This is a genomic window from Enterococcus quebecensis (assembly GCF_001730365.1).
GTDB lineage: Bacteria > Bacillota > Bacilli > Lactobacillales > Enterococcaceae > Enterococcus_L > Enterococcus_L quebecensis.
The window spans coordinates 128,988-146,487 of record NZ_MIKB01000015.1 but is presented as its reverse complement, the minus strand read 5'-3'; the positions used below and the strand labels follow the sequence as shown (position 1 = coordinate 146,487).

The window sequence follows — 17,500 nt, the reverse complement described above, 5'->3', positions numbered from 1 at the left end:
TGTACTTTCTAGTTTTTAAATAAAGCATTGCCTATCATATTTTTAGAAAAATGATTGAGAGTGCACTTCGGATAGGTAGCTATTTCTGGAAACTAGTAAGTCGAATTGGTTGTTAGTATGAACTCTTTCTTAAGGGCTTATTACCATACTGTCACCCACAGTCATTGTCTGTACTCTTACATATAGAGAATTTGCGAAAAATATCGATATATTAGCAAAATGAGTAAGGTTGCTCAATAATTTTGTCAATAGGTATTATCAAGGGTAGGTACTAATAATTTGATTGGATAAATTTTTTTCATATCAGTTTTTTTAAGTTAAGAAGCGGTAGCATTGCACCTGATCTTTTTTTAGCTGTTAACGCTTCAGCAGTAGATTCTGTAAAATCAATGATACCAATTATTTCCCGAATGGTGGATATATTAATAATCACGCCCCTTTTTTATTTCATTATTATTTTAACCTACACCTTTTTAATTAATTGCTATCGAAATAGTTCTATATTTTAACGCATTTATCTCTTTCATGTAATGATAGGGTTACAAAACAACATGATTAATATACCATTTGTGAATAATAAATAAAATAGGAATAGATAAATTAATTGAGAATTTTGTTATTAAATAGATAACTGAAACATGATTTTTAAAAAGGATAACTGATGAGAGGTATTGATGAACAGGGAGGAGGAGTGTGATTTTGAAGGTTGCGGTCATAATTAAAGAGCAAAACAAAACTGATTTTTAGTTTTGTCCTGCTCTCTTTTGTCTATTCTAACTAAGGTAAGATACTCATAAAAAACGATCAGTGGTTACTTTTTACCAACGATAAAATAATCTTTTACAGTCGTAGGAACTTTCTTATCTACATACATAATAATGATCTTACTATTATCCAACTTTTTACCGATACTAACAGCATAATAAGATTGAGTAATTAGGTTATCTAATGGTAGTGATTGAACATTATATACACCTGTTCCACCGTTGAAATCTAGTTCACCAATCTTTAAATCATAAGATGCATTTGGTTTGCGTAGGTGGAAAAGAATGTTTGTCATTTTATCAGCAGTCGTATTGATTTCACCAGTTTCTGTTATTGTTTGCTTTGGAAAGTACAAGCCAGTTTTTGATGGAAATGTAAGAGCGACAGGTTGTAATTTCTCTTTCACAGTGACCGTCACGTACTTCTCGATTTCACCGAAATTAGTTACAGAAAGAATCAAAATTTCTGTCGTGCCGGGTTTTAGTCCAGTGATTGTTCCGTAATCATCAACATCGGCAATTGACTCATCTAATGAGATCCAGAATAATTCTTTATCCGTCGTATTTTCAGGTAACACAGAAGCGTTGAGTGTGAAAGATTCTCCAGCAGTCAATTCTATGTTTTCTTTTTCAACGACTATTTCTTCTGGGGCAACTTCATTTACAGTAACAATAATTTGTTTTTTGATAGTGCCATCGTCTGTGGTTACACGAATGGATGTTGAACCACTTTGTACAGCTGTAATTCGTCCATTGGCATCAACAGTGGCGATACCTTCGTCTGTTGTATCCCAGTGTAATTGTTTGTTTGTTGTATTTTCAGGTAAAACCGTTGCTTTAATATCTATCGAGTCACCGATATTTAGTTCCACTTGTTCTTGTTCAAGAACTATTTCTTTCGGAGATACTTCATTTTTTACTGTAACTTCAATATATTCAGTAATTTTACCATTGTCTGATGTGACATCGATAATAGTTACACCAAGACCTGTTCCAGTGATTGTTCCGTTTTGATCAACGGTTGCAATTTGGTCAGCAGTTGTGTCCCAATGTAGTTGCTTATTTGTTGTATTGGCTGGTAAAACTGTTGCTTTGACATCAGTGGAATCACCAATGTTTAAGGTTACTTTTTGACGATCAACAAGAATGTCTGTCGGCTCAACAAGGTTACCACTATGTTTTGAGACAAAGTCAAAAAATTCAGTGTTTAGTTTCGTTCCGAAATTATAGAAGGTTGAAGCGTAAGCAACAACACCGATTATTTGTTGTTGATTATTGTAAATTGGAGAACCTGATTGTCCGCCCATAACATCCATATCAAAATTGATTCTTGTTTTTGTTTCTCCCACAACATGTCCAAATGCTGCCCAAAGTGTTCCCCAAGTTTTGTCTCCAGGGTAGCCAGAAGTTGTGACCGCATCCCCTTTATTTACTTTATCTGTGAGAACAAAAGGCATAGGTGCAACAAGATCTCCTATACTTTTACCGTTATTTTGTTCTAGGGTGATAACAGCGATATCACTATCTGGATTCGGTTGATCAATATAACTTTGTGGAATGAAAACTTCTTTGATTTTAAATTTGCCATAAGGTAAGGTTGCTCCGTTTCTTCCAGGGATAACGTAAATGCTGTCTTTATCTGGATTGTTGCGGAATTTGTTTACAACATGTGCAGCTGTTAATACAGAGTTTTTCCCGATAACTGCTCCTGATCCTAAGCCACCATCAGTAGCGATAAATACAGAACTTTGATAGGGTGCTTTTGTAGTATCTGTAATTTGTAGTCGGTCATCTGAACCAATAATTGTGCGATTCTCAATCCCCACAGCTTGTGATTCAGGCGTTAAATAAACAAAAGATACCCCCAGTAAAAAAATACCAATTAAACCTAACTTAAATTTTTTCAAAATAATTCTTTCCTTTCTTTTTATGATTTTAAACTACTATTCATAGTATAGTAGTTAGATGAATTATAATATAGAGGAAAACAAATAGCAACAAATAATATTTAAATTATATAATAAAAATACCAATATGATGTATTATCTACTGTTTTAAAGGGTGGTTGTTCTGACAAGAGAGAGGAACGGTGTGAAGTGGTTTAATGCTTATTGCGGATGGTTTGAAAAGTTAGAGAATAAAACAAGTAACTGCTTATCATAGGTATATAGAAAGGTTGGTATGATTATTTTTATGAAAGGAGTGATAAGCAGTTACTTGAAACCAACAGGCTTTTAAAACGTGTGATTTTTTAGTGTGAAATCTGTCTTCCCCAACACAGATTCAGATAAATACTGGGGTACTAAGAACAATCATTACTTTTTACTATTCAATCAGGTAAATCTAGAAAAAATTTATTTACATGATGATTTTCTTGCTGTCCATTTGTATACGCATTGACGTGGCTGCCTTTTTTGATTAAATAAGAAAAGTATGATGTATGATTAATTCTCGTAACACCAGTTTGTAAACATCAAGAGATAGAAACAAGAATACATAACGGCATTCTAAAAACAGGAAAACATGATATTTACTATATATAAAAAGAGCGAAAAAATACGGCATTGGACACCAACCAATACCGTGCAAAAGTTCAATAAATAACCACCACCCCTTTCTAAAACAACCCAACTTGTAAAAAACTCTGGTATTTCTTACAAAAATTGAGTAAAATGAAAGAGTCGATATGAAAATATTGACTTCGGCAACTTATATTATTAGTTCGTGCTGGTAATATAAGGCTCTGTTCGAGGATGTCCGTCCTTTTGCAGAGTGCCTTTTTTATTTTGTTTTTCGCTCTAATTATCTGAATAAAAACACAAAAAAATGATATTAGTCAGCTACTAATACCATGAAGCGTTCGCTAAATAATCATCAACTAACCTTATTGAGTAAGCAAAAAAGACTAGAAATCTTTTGTTACTTTTAGTACAATAAAAGTAGTCAATAATAATTATTGACGAGGCAACTTGTATTATTAGTTCGTGCTGATAATACAGGGCTCTGTTTGAAGATGTCCGTCTTCTGACAGGGCGCCTTTTTTAATTTGTAAGTTAATTTTAACTTAAAGGTGTCAGAAGAGTCAATACAATATCTTTAAAGTGCAAAAAATGTCGAAAAATTTGGACAAATTTGAGCAAAACAACTAATTCGTGAAATTTTTTCTTGCTAATAAGGAAATGTTTATTTTTTGCTAGAGATAAATACGAGGAAGTGGCTCAACGAATGAGAGAAAACAGCAGTAACTTATGCGTTCTTTAAAAAGGCGTGGTAGTATAAACATGAAAAGAGAGATATGGGTTAACATATCTCTCTTTTGTAGAACCGTTTAAGACGATAGCAAAGGTTATATTATGTTGAAATAACCATGACTCGCTAAAGCTATGAAGGGTTATTTTTTTGCAATTTGACTTACGTCTGTTGAAACTGACTATTATACAAAGAGGCATAAAGGGAAGGTTTCGCTAGTAACTCGTGATGATTTCCTTTTTCTACAATATCGCCGTCTTTCATAACTAAAATCAAATCAGCATTTTCAATCGTAGACAAACGGTGAGCAATTACAAAACTTGTTCGGTTACTAGTTACTTCATCCATGGCTTTTTGAATGTGAGCTTCTGTTCTAGTATCTACACTAGACGTTGCCTCATCCAAAATGACGACCGGCGGATTGGCTAAAATGATTCGAGCAATGGTTAATAATTGTTGTTGTCCTTGGGAAAGTAAGCCATTTTCACTGGAAATGATTGAATCATAACCATTGGGTAATGTTCGGATAAAGTGGTCACATTGTGCAATTTTAGCGGCTTCAATGATCTCTTCTCGTGTGGCATCCATTTTTCCGTAGGCAATATTATCAGCCACCGTTCCTTCAAACAACCACGTATTTTGTAACACCATTCCAAACATTCCTCGAAGATTAGTTCTAGAAAGGTTTGTGATATCCACTCCGTCAAAGGTAATACTTCCACTATTTAATTCGTAAAAACGCATGAGTAAGTTCACCAAAGTGGTTTTTCCAGCACCTGTTGGTCCAACAATAGCCACCATTTGTTTGGGTTGAACAGAAAAATCAACTTGTTTCATCAATATTTTTTCCTCTGTATAACCAAATTGAACCTTATTAAACTCAATGGCGCCAGTTGGTTGTTCAATGAGTTGTAGACTTGTTTTTTCAGGGACATCTTCTTTGGCATCTAGAATTTCAAAAATTCGATCAATTGCTGCAAAGGCAGCTTGAATAGAATTGATTACATAAGATGCGGTAGAAATTGGTTCAGATACTTGGTTGATATATTGTAGATATGCTTGCAGTAAACCAATCGTGATACCGCCTTGTAAGACCAAGAAGGCACCGATAATCGCACTAACGATAAAAGCGAGTTGGTTGATCAAGCGAATGGCTGGGTAAATAGCGAAATTTAGAAACTGAGCATTCAGAAATGCTTTGTAGTGCTTTTGGTTTGTTTCTAAAATAACTTCTTTTGCTTGATCTTGCTGGTTAAATGTTTTAGTGACTAAATTTCCTGATAAAAATTCTTCTGTTTTATTGTTTAAAATGCCTAGTTCTTCTTGGCTGATTTCAGCTAATTCTTTGTTTTTATTGGAGATTTTCCCTGTTAAAAATGAGCTTAATGCAATCAGTAGAATCACAATCAACGTTAATTTTACATCAATATAAAACAACATGATTCCAGCAAATACAATCGTTGAGATGGATGTGAAGAATTGATTGATCTCTGTTAGGAAAACTTGTGATAATTTATTTAAACTGGTGGTTGTTCGGCTTAAAATATCTCCAACTTGATGCTGGTCGAAAAATGACATGGGCAATGATTTGAATTTTTTAGTGATTTGTTTTCTCACTCTTAAAGTGATTCGTTCGCTTAAAGAAGCCATCACACGTTCTTGGATATAAGACATAAAACTACTGATGACCGAAAAGAGAATTAAGATCAAGACGGGGGTTAATAAGGTCTCTTTAACCATAGTGAACGTGACTTGACCGAGACCTTCCATTTTGATCAGTGCGATTAAATCATCGATGGCAATCCCCATAATAAATGGCATAGCAATAACTAAGGCATTTCCAATCAAGCTACAGAGTATCAAACCGAAAAGTATGGGGCGTTCAGGTCGAATTAGCTGAAAGAATCGTTTGAATGTTTGTTTATTTACTTTTTCCATCATAGCTGTACTCCTTCTGTGATCATTCCTTGGGAACGTGCAAATTCTTGATACGTTTGGTTATTTTTCAGAAGTTGGTTGTGGGTTCCTTGACCAACGATTTTTCCATCATCTAAGACGATAATAGAATCTGCTTGTTGAATCGTACTTAATCTTTGGGCAATGATTAGTAAGGTTTTATCAGACATTTCTTTTTTTAGTGCTGTTCTAAGCGCTGCATCTGTTTGATAGTCAAGAGCTGAAAAGCTGTCATCAAAAATATAAATATCTGCAGGTTTGATCAATGCTCGAGCGATACATAAACGTTGCCTTTGACCACCTGAGAAATTCGTTCCTCCTTGTGCGACAAAAGAATCGTAACCATCTTCCAACGTAGAAAGATAAGAAGATAACTGAGAAATATGAGCTGCTTGATCCATCTCTTCTCTTGTTGCGTCAGGATAGCCCATCTCTAAGTTACTCTTGATCGTTCCGCTAAATAGAAACGCTTTTTGAGGGACGTAACTAATTTTAGCCCGCAATTCTTCTTGGGTGACATTCCTAATATCAACACCATTGAATAAAATGCTTCCTTGAGATACATCGCTAAGACGTAAGAGTAACTTGGCAACCGTACTTTTCCCAGAACCCGTTCCTCCAACGATGGCGGTTGTTTTTCCCTTAGGAATACTAAAATGAATATTTTCTAAAACAGGTTCATCTGCTTGGTCATAACTGAATGTCACATGATTTAAATCAATCAAATTTTGAACTGAACTATTTTCTTCAAGCTGGATTGGCTGTTTAGAATCAGAAATTTCATCTTTCGTATTTAGAACTTCTTCAATTCTTTTTACAGAAGCAAAAGATCTAGGCATCATAACTAAAACCATGGCTGCAATCATCAAGTAAGCTAATGTCAGTAAAGAATATTCTATAACTGCTGAAACTATTCCGATTTGTAACGTTCCGACAGCAACTAGGTTTCCACCAAACCATAAAATTGAGGAGAAAACCACACCCATCAATAAGAAAGCGACTGGCGTAATGAAAGCAAAAATTTTATTTACTCGAATCATGGCATCTGCGTAGTCAGAAAAGGTTTTATTTGATCGTTTTTCTTCATAGTTTTGATTGTTGAAGGCTCGGATCATATTGATTCCGGTAAAAAATTCCCGTAAAGTTACAATGATTTTATCCATTTTAGGTTGAATCAATAGCGAAAGCGGCGTTCCTTTTTTCATTAATAGGTAAACAACCAAGCCAAAGGTAACAACTGCAACCAAAGGAACGAGTGCCAATGTGGGGGAATACGTAAAGGTCATGTAAAGTGAGAAAACTGCAATGATCGGTGCAGGTAAAATTAACTGCAGAAATAAGACGATCATTTGTTGGATATTATCCACGTCATTAGTCATTCTTGTCAGTAAAGAACCTGTTCCGAAATTATCTGCATCTTTCATCGAAAAGGTTTGAAGTTTATCGAAAATCAGTGTCCGTATTTCAAAACCGAATTTAGCTGCTAATTTTGCAGAAAGATAGCTTCCAGCAATCGCTGAGAGCGCACCAAATAGAGCCATCGCTAACATTTTTAAACCGATAGATTGTATAGATTGCTCATCTCCACGGGCAATACCCACATCAATTAGTTGGGCTACTAACATTGGAACGCCCAATGTACCGATGATTTGTAAGCATAAAAAAAAGATTGTTACAAAAACTAGTTTACGATTATTTTTAATGAAAAATTGCGTGATATTCATACGATTGTCCTCCTGTTCGTCAATAGTAAAAATAGTACACCTTCAAGTTACTTGAATGTCAATAGTTTTTGTTTATAATTTAAAGTAAGAGGTGAGTAGATGGAAAAAGAAAAGTTATTGACTGTTGGACAAGTTGCTGAAATCATGAAGTTGCCGAAATCTAAAATTCGTTATTGGGATGACATGAATTTGCTGACGTCTTCTAGAAATAATCATAATGGTTACCGAATGTTTGATATGGAAGATATTTTGACTATCAGTGATATTGATTTTTACCGTAGACTAGATATTCCCATCAGTAAAATGAACAATTTATATCGAAAATCACCAGAAGAATTATGGACGGTTTTGGATGAGACTGAAACACGAGTTGCCTCAGAATTAGCGGAATTAGAAAGAAAACAACAAGGAATTAAGCATAGAAAAGACCAATTATTGAGTTTGATTGAATTAAAGGAAAAAGAATTTATTGATAAAATATTAGATGTAGAAAGAATTATTCCAATTGATTTAAGTGATCCAAATGAGCTGCAGGCATACATCGAAGATCCATCAAGTTTAGTTGTTTACATCGATTTAAAACTTGAAAAAGAAATTACTTATGGTTTTGCAGTGACAAAAGAAGAATTTATAGAAGAAACAACAATCTGGCAAAAATCAGATGAACAGATACATACGTATAAGCAATTTTTACTTTCCATTCGCTCGGAAAATCCATTAAAGAATAATGTATCCTTAATCAAACAAAAGTTGGAAAAGCAAGGGTATCAGACAGGACGTGTGATCGGTCGTTACATTATGACGGCAGAAGATCAAGATGGGTTTCAAACAGATCATTACAAGGCATGGATTGAAGTAAGAAAATAGAACAAGTGCAGAAAAGTCGTAATTTTGAAGAGAAAATGCTATCATTTAGCCAATCAAAAAAGGATGATGAAGCGATGGAAAAATTACAAACGATTCAAGAAGTAACGACCTTTGTAAGAGAAAATCATTTGGTTTTTTTATATGTCTCACAAGAGGATTGTTCTGTGTGCCATGTCCTACAACCTAAATTGACTGAGTTATTAAAAAAGTACCCTGAAATTGAACTAAGAGAAGTTGAAGCGCACAAGGTCAAAGAAATTTCTGCGGAGTATTTGATATTTTCTGCCCCAACGATGCTTTTTTTCGTCGATGGAAAAGAGTACATTCGTGAAGGAAAATTTGTTCAGTTTAAAAAATTAGACGCTCAGATTGAACATATATATTCGCATACAAAGGACTCGGCATAAGAAACACAGCATACAAAAAGACGAAGCTCTTAAACTAAGAGCTTCGTCTTTTTGTGCAATAATTGGTTTGCTTATTATGGACCATTTACCAAGGACCACCACAGAATACCTTCGTATTGCCCAACTTTATTACCAAAATACTCCTTCATGTATAATTCCGAAGCTGTATTTTCGTTAGAGCCAAGATTAACGGAAGTATAAGGATCACTGTTGTGAGCACCAATAAATTGCTGATTGCTTGTTGTTAATTCTATCTCTGCGTCCTTCTTTTTATAAAATAAAGCGCCTTTGAAAAGTGTGTCTGAGTTTTGTAAAGGTTGATCTTGTTTGATATACAAAGTCCACTGAGAAATTGCTTCAGTATTCAATATATTAATCACTGGGTTGTTAATTGGGTTGTGTCTGATAGTGCCGGTATTTTTAATTGTTTGGCTACCGAAGTCAATTGTTGAAGACTCACTTATATTAAACATACCATTGTAGGAATAAGAGATAGAAAAATCGCTTTGAGGTACGGTGGTTGTATCTATCGTTTTACCATCTAACTGTACAGTGTAAGCTCCATTGTTAGCTATTGAGTAACCAAAGCGGTCTAACGGAATTGCTTGAGAACTAATTGAAGAAGCTAAGTCAGAATCAGCAAATACTTCATATTTTACAGGAGCTGCAGGTTCAGTGCCTGTGCGAATATCTTGATAGATTGGTTTATCTGTTCCAGAATAAAGGAAATTAACACTCATGGTAACCTTTGCAGGTCTCCAAATTGCATATAATGTTTTGTTCTTTTTAGACGTTTGATATAGGTCTCCTGGATGATACGTTTGTCCTGTACCATCAGCTTTTGTGTTCCATTCTTTAAAATGGTAGCCTTTTTTAGTCAAATCGCCTGGTGAAGGGATTGCAGGTTGCTGTTTACCTACCTCGAAAACCTGTTTTTCTGGTAAACTTCCCGCAGAAAAGCCATTTCCATCATAAGAAAGATAAAAACGATATTGCTCATAGTTAGCAATTGATTCAACCGCTTTAGTAGCAAAGGTTCCTTTTATTTGAGATGTTTCAGGGAGTAGAACTCCGTCACCAGAAGCAGAGACTAATTTATAATCATCAATTGTTGCAGGGATATCTACTAAATAGTCAGGCTTGGCAATGTCTGTTTGTTTAAGTGGAGTTTGTTCTTTGATTTCTTTCCCAGCATCATTTTTATACAAAATTTTTCCTGTTCCTAAAATATTGAGTTTAGTTACAGTGGTGGCAGTATTATAAACTTTCCAGTCGTTTTTTAGTGTAAACGTAATAGTGTTTTCGCCAACGGTTAGGGAACTTTTCTGTTCAGGTGTTAAGCTATTTAAATCCAATTGCCATGCAATAGAATTCGTATTTTGGGTTCCCGACTGTTTCAAAATAGGAATTTCAATTGTTGATTGGTTGATTTTTGCTGTAATTTCAAGAGTGTTTGCTTTTTTATCTGTAAAGGAACCTTTGATAACGGGAAGTGGGTTATCACCTACAGTATAGTTCAGCGTACTATCAGCAGTTAATGTGGGAATTGCGTAATCGACCATGAAATTTGCGGCTAAACCATTTGAAGGGAAGTATTTATCTGCTCGTCCATTGATCTCCATAGAGTTTAGTCCATTTGGTAATTGTGCAGTTTGATCTTCAGAGAATGTATAGCTAAACGGTGATTTACCATCAGTAATACTCAAATCAGATTTAACAATCTCAGAAATGTTTAAATTCATACGGGCGTACAGGTCGTAGCCTTTAAAAAAGTTAGAAGCTATAGCGCCTGTTATAGCTAACGTTTCTCCAGGATAGATTAAAGGCAGTTTGCTTGTTGGATCAATTTTTTTTGCATCTACTATTTTCAGATTACTTAGAACTGGAGCTGTTACGTTGCCAAAAAAGTCTAAAATCCACTGTTGGGTTTTATCGGTTGTTACGCTTGCTGTTTTAGAACCGCGGAAAGTAGTTGAGGAGCCATTAACATATGGCCCTTCTGAACTCAAGTAAATATTAAGCTGGTTCACAGGTTGAATAAAATATGCTTGTGTTTCTTTTGGTACAGGTATAAATAAAAATTGCTGGTTGAGCCCGATATTATTAACATCTAAGTTAAAGCGTTTTGCTTTTAATGGATCTTTGTTGGCCGTGTAATGTAAGAGCAATGAGCGATCCTTATAGTTTCCGATAAGATACGTTCCCCATTTCGGTAAATAAACTGCGTACCATTGCTGATTCTCTTGAGGTGTAGTCCCTTTAGTGTATGTAATGATAGGGTTCTCTCCGACTCCGCCAGAAATGTCTAAAGTATTTTCTTGTTTAAGAGAAGGTTTTAGATAAAAAAGTCTGTTAAATGAGGTGATTTTGAACAATTGGTTATTGTTTGTTGTTTTTCCTTGTAACTGTACGGGAGCTGAATCATCGGTGCCCACATCTGTAAGAGCTAAACCATTTTTTTTATTGGTGATTCGGTAAAAATCAGTTGTAGATGTTTTTTCTATCTGCCATAGGCTTTCTTCTGGAAGATTTGCCAAACTATTAACGGCCATATCTGTGAATTCAAATAAATTGACATGGCTTCCGCTTTTATCACTACTAGCCCTTAATAGCTTTTGTTTATTTTCACCAGAAAATATAATATAGGCATCATCTTTTGGTATATACTCAAAACCAAGTGTTTGGTTTCCACGGCTGTGTTTAGCATAGATGATTAACTTATTTGTTGTTCCACTGATATCCAACGCCATATTTTCATAATCTTTATAGGCATATGGAATACTTATATAGTAATTGAAAGGAATCGTTTCAGTAGCTTCAGCATGGATAGCCATTGAAAAAGAATAATATAAGAATGTAATGGATAAAATAGTTATCAAAAAATTCTTTTTCATTTTTCTGTTAAGGTATATACCGTTATTAATTAGATTCATATGAGTATTCATCCTTATGTTTTTTGTATCATCATCTTATCATTTTCTAATTTGTAAATCAAATCATTTTTTTGTTTTAAGCTTGTTTAATAGCTGTTTGTAGGTGTTTTTTTGTAGTTTCCTAAGCATGGTTATATTTTTTTATTTATAAAATATACGGATTTATAAATATATGATATAAAATATTAACGTTATTTAATTTTATATATCGTTCTTTTTTAATAAAGTTTAATTGGATTAAAACAGCTGTTTTCGGGGATGGATGTAATGATAGCTTTGTGATTTTGGATTTGGTATGTGGATGCGGCTAATAAAATTCTTGTATATTTCTTATTTTTATATCCAGGGTGTTCGAAGTGAGGGGAGAAAATATAATTCTTTTTTATAAATTGAGTGAAAGAGAAGCAAACGACCTGCTTTTCTTCGTATGATAGGTTATAACTATCATATATCAAGAATAACTATTATAAATGGAAGAGAATTTATACTATGATGGATGGAACAATCAAAAAGGATTAAATAAACTATAAAAAAGGGGTAGGGAATATGGAGTTAATTTCAAGCAAACGAGGTTTTGAGTTGGTACATCAAAGTGGCAATTGGCTATTGAAAAAAGATAGTGGTTTTTCACCTGTGGAAATGCTTGTTGCATCCATTGGTGCTTGTGGATCATACGTGTATGAAACGATTCTAACGAACTCTAAGATAAGTTTTACTATAAAAAAAGTGGAGATTTCGTATGAGCGTGATGAAAATAGGCCAACAAAACCACTAAGAAAAGTAACAATCAGTTTTTTCATTAATGTTTCAAAAGAAGCGCAAGGGAAAGCGGAACGGGCAATTCATTTAATCAGTAAAAATTGTCCAGTTATCCAATCGCTCGATCCATCTATTGATGTTGTTGAAGAAGTGTTTTTTGTGTAATAAATGAAGGAGGGATGACATGAGAAAGTATTTTATCATTGGGCTCATTTTTTTTGGGGTGTTTTTTACAGGATGCAGTCCAGTAAATCAGTCTGCGTCTGATAAAAGTCAAAAGAAGATTGCTCGATTTTCAGAACCGGCAGAACTGTTGACTTTGGATACAACGCAAGAAGAAGACTTTACTAGTTTTAATGCACAAAATCAAGTGTTGGAAGGACTATATCAATTAAGTCAAAAAGATGAGGTGATCCCAGCGGTCGCGAAAGAACTACCTAGCATTAGTGCGGATAAGCAAACGTATACCGTTTCTTTGAGAAAAGATGCCAAGTGGTCAAACGGCGAATCCGTAACATCAAAAGATTTTCTGTATGCTTGGAAGCGAGCGGTTACACCGGAAACTGCGCCGTCATATGCTAGCTTATTTGTTTCTTCTATTAAAAATGCGAAAGAAATCTATCTTGGGAAAATGAGTCCAGACGAACTGGGTGTGCAGGCACCAGATGATTATACATTGGTGATCCATTTAATCAAACCAATTCCCTATTTCTCTTCGTTGTTAACTTTTGAGACATTCTTTCCAATTAATGAAGAGTTTGCTGAAAAACAAGGGGATAACTATGGTACTTCTAGTGAAACGACATTGTACAATGGTCCTTTTGTGTTAAAAGGTTGGGAACAAAATTCAGAGACCTGGCAGTATGTGAAAAATCCAAACTATTGGGATGCTAAGACTGTAAAAATTGATGAAATTCAAAATACTGTAGTTAAATCAACAAGCACTGCAGTCAATTTATACCAAACAGATGAGCTAGATCGAGTTGTTTTAGACGGAGAATTCTCTAAACAGTATAAAAATGATCCTGATTTTCAAAACCAAAACGACACGAAAATGGGCTATCTTCGTTTCAACCAAGGACAAGATAAGTTGCTAAAAAATGAGCAATTGCGAAAAGCTATTTCTTTAGCAATAGACCGTGAAACGTTCGTAAACAATGTTTTAGGAGACGGATCAATTGCTGCAACAGGATTTATTCCACAAAACTTCGTACAAAATCCTAAAACTGGAAAAGATTTCCGCAAAGAAAATGGTGTCCAACAAGAGTTTAACAAAGAAGTAGCCAAAAAAGCGTTTGAACAAGCAAAAAAGGAACTAAACAAAGATGAAATAACGTTGGTTTATTTGACTAAAGATACAGATACGGAGAAAAAAACGGCTGAATATTTAGCTAGTCAAATCGCTGAAGTGCTGCCGGAAATCAAATTTGAGATAGTTGCATTACCAAGCAATAATGTGCAAGATCGCTATTTATCTGGAGAGTATGATATCGCGTTTGGACAATGGATGCCTGATTTCAAAGATGCGATCACATTTTTAGATATGTTCACGTCTACTTCTGGATTAAATCATATCAATTATAAGAATCCTGCATATGATCAATTAATCCAAGCGACTGAAAATGCTGATGTAGCAGATGAAGAAAAAAGATGGTCTGATTTTTTGAAGGCTGAACATATGTTACTTGCGGAAGATTATGCGATTGCCCCAATTTATCAACAACAAACAGCACTATTACAAAAGAAAAATATTGAGAACGTAGTAAAACACAGTTTTGGTTCGCCGTACAGTTTCAAATATATAGAGGTGGATTAAGCCAAATAAATTCAGGCTGAAGTAAGGAGTAACAAACCTTACTTCAACTTTTTTTGTTCATAAAAGAGAGTTATTTTCTCTTGACACATGAATGTTCATTCATGTATTATAGAACTATAATATATGAACGGTTATTCATTTGAAAAGATAAAGTGTATCTTTTCAGAAAACAATCGAAAAGGGAGGATGAACAAAATGGAAACAACAAAAAAACATACACACGATTCCACTAAAGAAAAAGGACATAACCACGATCACGAGCATGATCACGGGAAATCTCCGGTTATTTTATTTTTTGTAGGGCTAGCTATTTTTCTTAGTGCATTTTTTGTAAATGAAGGAACGCTTTTACAAAATATTCTTTTTGTTAGTGCAATGCTCTTATCTGGCTATCACATTGTTTTAGAAGGTGTTGTCGATACCATAAACGACACCAAAGAGCGAGGGAAGTTTACGCCCAATGTCCATATTTTAATGACCTTAGCTGCACTTGGAGCGACAATTATTGGGAAATATGAAGAAGGAGCTTTGCTGATTATTATTTTTGCTGCAGCTCATTTTCTTGAAGAGTATGCAGAGGGACGAAGTAAAAGAGAAATCACCAATCTGCTCAAAATGAATCCGACAGAAGCTCGTTTAATTCAATCTGATGGTAAGGTGGAAACGGTGGATGTATCTGATTTAAAAATCGGTGATAAGCTACAAGTGTTGAACGGAGATCAAATTGCAACAGATGGGATCATCATTTCTGGAAGTACATCCATTGATGAATCTTCTATTAATGGAGAAAGTATCCCTCGTGAAAAAACAGTCGGTGATGAAGTCTTTGGTAGTACGATCAATGGCAACGGGGCATTTACTATGGAAGTAACTAAAGACAGCAGTGACACTGTATTTGCTAAAGTTCTCCAATTAGTCAATCAATCCCAATCAAATTTATCTAAAACAGCGACTAAAATTCAAAAACTAGCTCCCCATTATGTAACAGCTGTTTTGATTTTAGTTCCATTATTTATAGTTATTGGTCCATTTTTGTTTAATTGGACATGGGATGAAAGTTTTTATCGAGGTATGGTGTTCTTGATCTCAGCTTCTCCATGTGCGTTGGCAGCCAGTGCAGTACCTGCAACATTGTCAGGGATTTCCAATTTAGCTAAAAGAGGTGTTTTGTTCAAAGGCGGTTCATATCTAGCAAACTTGGCAACGATCAAGTCAGTAGCTTTTGACAAAACCGGAACACTAACCAAAGGAAAACCCTCTGTAACTGATTTTTATTTTTTAACGGGATCAACAGATATGAAAGAGCAAGACTGTATTGATGTGATTGTTGCAATGGAAAAAACAGCGAACCACCCATTAGCGAACGCTATTTTGAAAAATTTTAAAGCAGAAAAAGAATTAGCATTAACGGTTGAAAATGAAATCGGTAAAGGACTAGTAACTACGTATCAAGGAAGTACCTATCAAATTGGTAAACCAGAGAATTTCACGTTAGTAAATCCTCAAATTAATGCTCATAATGAACAATACGCTAAAGAAGGCAAAACGGTAGTTTATTTCGCGAAAGATGATGAAGTCATTGGCCTGATTGCTATGATGGATGTACCGAATAAAAATGCAAAAACAGTGGTTAGCTATTTAAAATCACAAGGCATTCACACAACGATGATTACAGGCGATGCGGAATTGACAGGGCAGGCAGTTGGACGTCAAATTGGCATTGATGAGGTGGTTGGAAATGTATTGCCAGAAAATAAAGCTGCGATTATCAAAGATCAGCAAGAGAGATATGGTAGTGTAGCTATGCTTGGTGATGGCGTTAATGATGCACCTGCTTTGGTTACGGCAGACATAGGTGTTGCCATGGGAGATGGAACAGATATTGCCATTGATGTTGCCGATGCGGTGTTGATGCAAAATGATTTAACGAAGTTCAGTTATGCCTATTCTATTTCTAAACGATTAGATCGAGTGGTTTGGCAAAATATTATTTTTTCAATGTTTATCGTATTTTTGTTAATCACATTAAATATTTTTGGGAAAATGGATATTACAATTGGTATTATCGCGCATGAAGGTAGTACTTTACTAGTTATACTGAATGGATTACGCTTATTGATACCATCTAGAGAATAGAAAAATGTTTAGCGCTGATAGAGTAAGACGAGATTTCGATTTACTCTATCGGCGCTTTTTTATTTGTCTAACTTTTCTTGTAAATAATCAATCTAACAGTTGTTAAATGAAAAATAGGTTGTTTTACGAAAATTTAGTAGTAACTGAGAGAAGTCTTAATTGAATAACCATCATATTATAGTTGGAAAGATTAAAAGAACATTGGAATTTGATAGAAACTGACGTTTATTTATGCTAAAAATTACTTTTTAACAAAAAAAATGTTGAACAGTGACTATCAATTGTTTAATTAATTATTATAGAATAAATAACAGACGAAAATGAAATAAAATGACTAGTTGTTTTTAAGGACTATTTTTTGTCAGTACCTACTTTATCTTTACTAAATACTTGATAAAAGCAAAGTTAAGCCCGATGAATAGTTGAATGTGGAAGTTCTTATGATTTTTTAAAGGAAAGATGAATAAAATTGTCTTTTTGTAGTTGGAAAATTGAATGTGAAAAAAACTATTAATAGTGATTTTGAATATAATAATAAAATCGAATAACGTATTTTTTGGAAATATACTCATAAAAAAACATGGGTTTGACTATATTTTATTTCTATTTTTTAGAAATTATGAAGTGAGAGTGATTTTAGTTTTGTAAAAATGAAAATAAATCTTGAATTCGATTTGTTTGTTGAGGCGTTATCTGATAAAATGGAGGAAGGTAGGCATGTTTTCAGAGGTTTTTTTGAGTACCGTTTTTTACATAATGAAAATAAACTCAGATTAAGCTCAGAAGTGAAGTTGATTATTTTTACAAATAAAAAGATTACTGCACTTGTCACTATAGTTACATATAGACAACTCAACTAAATTACTTAGTGTTTAATTGATACGTTAAA

Annotated in this window: 9 protein-coding genes; 5 read left to right on the top strand and 4 right to left on the bottom strand. The window is 34.3% G+C overall.

Features of this window, described 5'->3' with window-relative positions; genetic code table 11:
- Positions 1-811: 811 nt before the first annotated feature.
- The 3 genes from BCR23_RS10310 to BCR23_RS10300 form a co-directional block, all read right to left on the bottom strand.
- Positions 812-2,671 (bottom strand): Ig-like domain-containing protein, encoded by a 1,860-nt coding sequence (locus BCR23_RS10310; protein WP_069635417.1) that lies wholly within the window; start codon positions 2,669-2,671, stop codon positions 812-814.
- Between the two features lie 1,504 nt (positions 2,672-4,175).
- Positions 4,176-5,951 carry an ABC transporter ATP-binding protein gene (locus BCR23_RS10305; protein ID WP_069635577.1) on the bottom strand — a complete coding sequence of 592 codons (1,776 nt, stop codon included), beginning with the start codon at positions 5,949-5,951 and terminating at the stop codon, positions 4,176-4,178.
- Entirely contained in the window at positions 5,951-7,693 is a 1,743-nt protein-coding gene (locus BCR23_RS10300; RefSeq protein ID WP_069635416.1) for an ABC transporter ATP-binding protein, read from the bottom strand. The genes BCR23_RS10305 and BCR23_RS10300 overlap by 1 nt, the downstream gene beginning before the upstream one ends.
- 99 nt (positions 7,694-7,792) lie before the next feature.
- Here BCR23_RS10300 and BCR23_RS10295 point away from each other — a divergent pair, with 99 nt between their 5' ends.
- Together BCR23_RS10295 and BCR23_RS10290 are read left to right on the top strand one after the other, a co-directional pair.
- Entirely contained in the window at positions 7,793-8,560 is a 768-nt protein-coding gene (locus tag BCR23_RS10295; RefSeq protein ID WP_069635415.1) for a MerR family transcriptional regulator, read from the top strand.
- Positions 8,561-8,634: 74 nt separating this feature from the next.
- Positions 8,635-8,967 carry a thioredoxin family protein gene (locus BCR23_RS10290; RefSeq protein WP_069635576.1) on the top strand — a complete coding sequence of 111 codons (333 nt, stop codon included), beginning with the start codon at positions 8,635-8,637 and terminating at the stop codon, positions 8,965-8,967.
- A gap of 74 nt (positions 8,968-9,041) precedes the next feature.
- Here the strand turns inward: BCR23_RS10290 and BCR23_RS10285 are convergent, their stop codons facing one another.
- Positions 9,042-11,900: an InlB B-repeat-containing protein gene (locus tag BCR23_RS10285; protein WP_069635414.1), complete on the bottom strand. Its 2,859-nt coding sequence runs from the start codon at positions 11,898-11,900 to the stop codon at positions 9,042-9,044.
- Between the two features lie 546 nt (positions 11,901-12,446).
- Here BCR23_RS10285 and BCR23_RS10280 point away from each other — a divergent pair.
- From BCR23_RS10280 to BCR23_RS10270, 3 genes are all read left to right on the top strand, one after another.
- Positions 12,447-12,824, top strand: coding sequence for an OsmC family protein (locus BCR23_RS10280; RefSeq protein WP_069635413.1), 378 nt, complete (start codon positions 12,447-12,449; stop codon positions 12,822-12,824).
- A gap of 19 nt (positions 12,825-12,843) precedes the next feature.
- Entirely contained in the window at positions 12,844-14,475 is a 1,632-nt protein-coding gene (locus tag BCR23_RS10275; RefSeq protein ID WP_069635412.1) for a peptide ABC transporter substrate-binding protein, read from the top strand.
- Between the two features lie 195 nt (positions 14,476-14,670).
- Positions 14,671-16,611: a heavy metal translocating P-type ATPase gene (locus tag BCR23_RS10270; protein WP_069635411.1), complete on the top strand. Its 1,941-nt coding sequence runs from the start codon at positions 14,671-14,673 to the stop codon at positions 16,609-16,611.
- The last annotated feature ends 889 nt before the right edge of the window (positions 16,612-17,500 follow it).

What these genes read in the sequence shown, in the direction of transcription:
- BCR23_RS10305 (WP_069635577.1), bottom strand. Translation starts at nt 5,951, where the DNA reads ATGGAAAAAGTAAATAAACAAACATTCAAACGATTCTTTCAGCTAATT.
- BCR23_RS10300 (WP_069635416.1), bottom strand. Translation starts at nt 7,693, where the DNA reads ATGAATATCACGCAATTTTTCATTAAAAATAATCGTAAACTAGTTTTT.
- BCR23_RS10295 (WP_069635415.1), top strand. Translation starts at nt 7,793, where the DNA reads ATGGAAAAAGAAAAGTTATTGACTGTTGGACAAGTTGCTGAAATCATG.
- BCR23_RS10290 (WP_069635576.1), top strand. Translation starts at nt 8,635, where the DNA reads ATGGAAAAATTACAAACGATTCAAGAAGTAACGACCTTTGTAAGAGAA.
- BCR23_RS10285 (WP_069635414.1), bottom strand. Translation starts at nt 11,900, where the DNA reads ATGAATCTAATTAATAACGGTATATACCTTAACAGAAAAATGAAAAAG.
- BCR23_RS10280 (WP_069635413.1), top strand. Translation starts at nt 12,447, where the DNA reads ATGGAGTTAATTTCAAGCAAACGAGGTTTTGAGTTGGTACATCAAAGT.
- BCR23_RS10275 (WP_069635412.1), top strand. Translation starts at nt 12,844, where the DNA reads ATGAGAAAGTATTTTATCATTGGGCTCATTTTTTTTGGGGTGTTTTTT.
- BCR23_RS10270 (WP_069635411.1), top strand. Translation starts at nt 14,671, where the DNA reads ATGGAAACAACAAAAAAACATACACACGATTCCACTAAAGAAAAAGGA.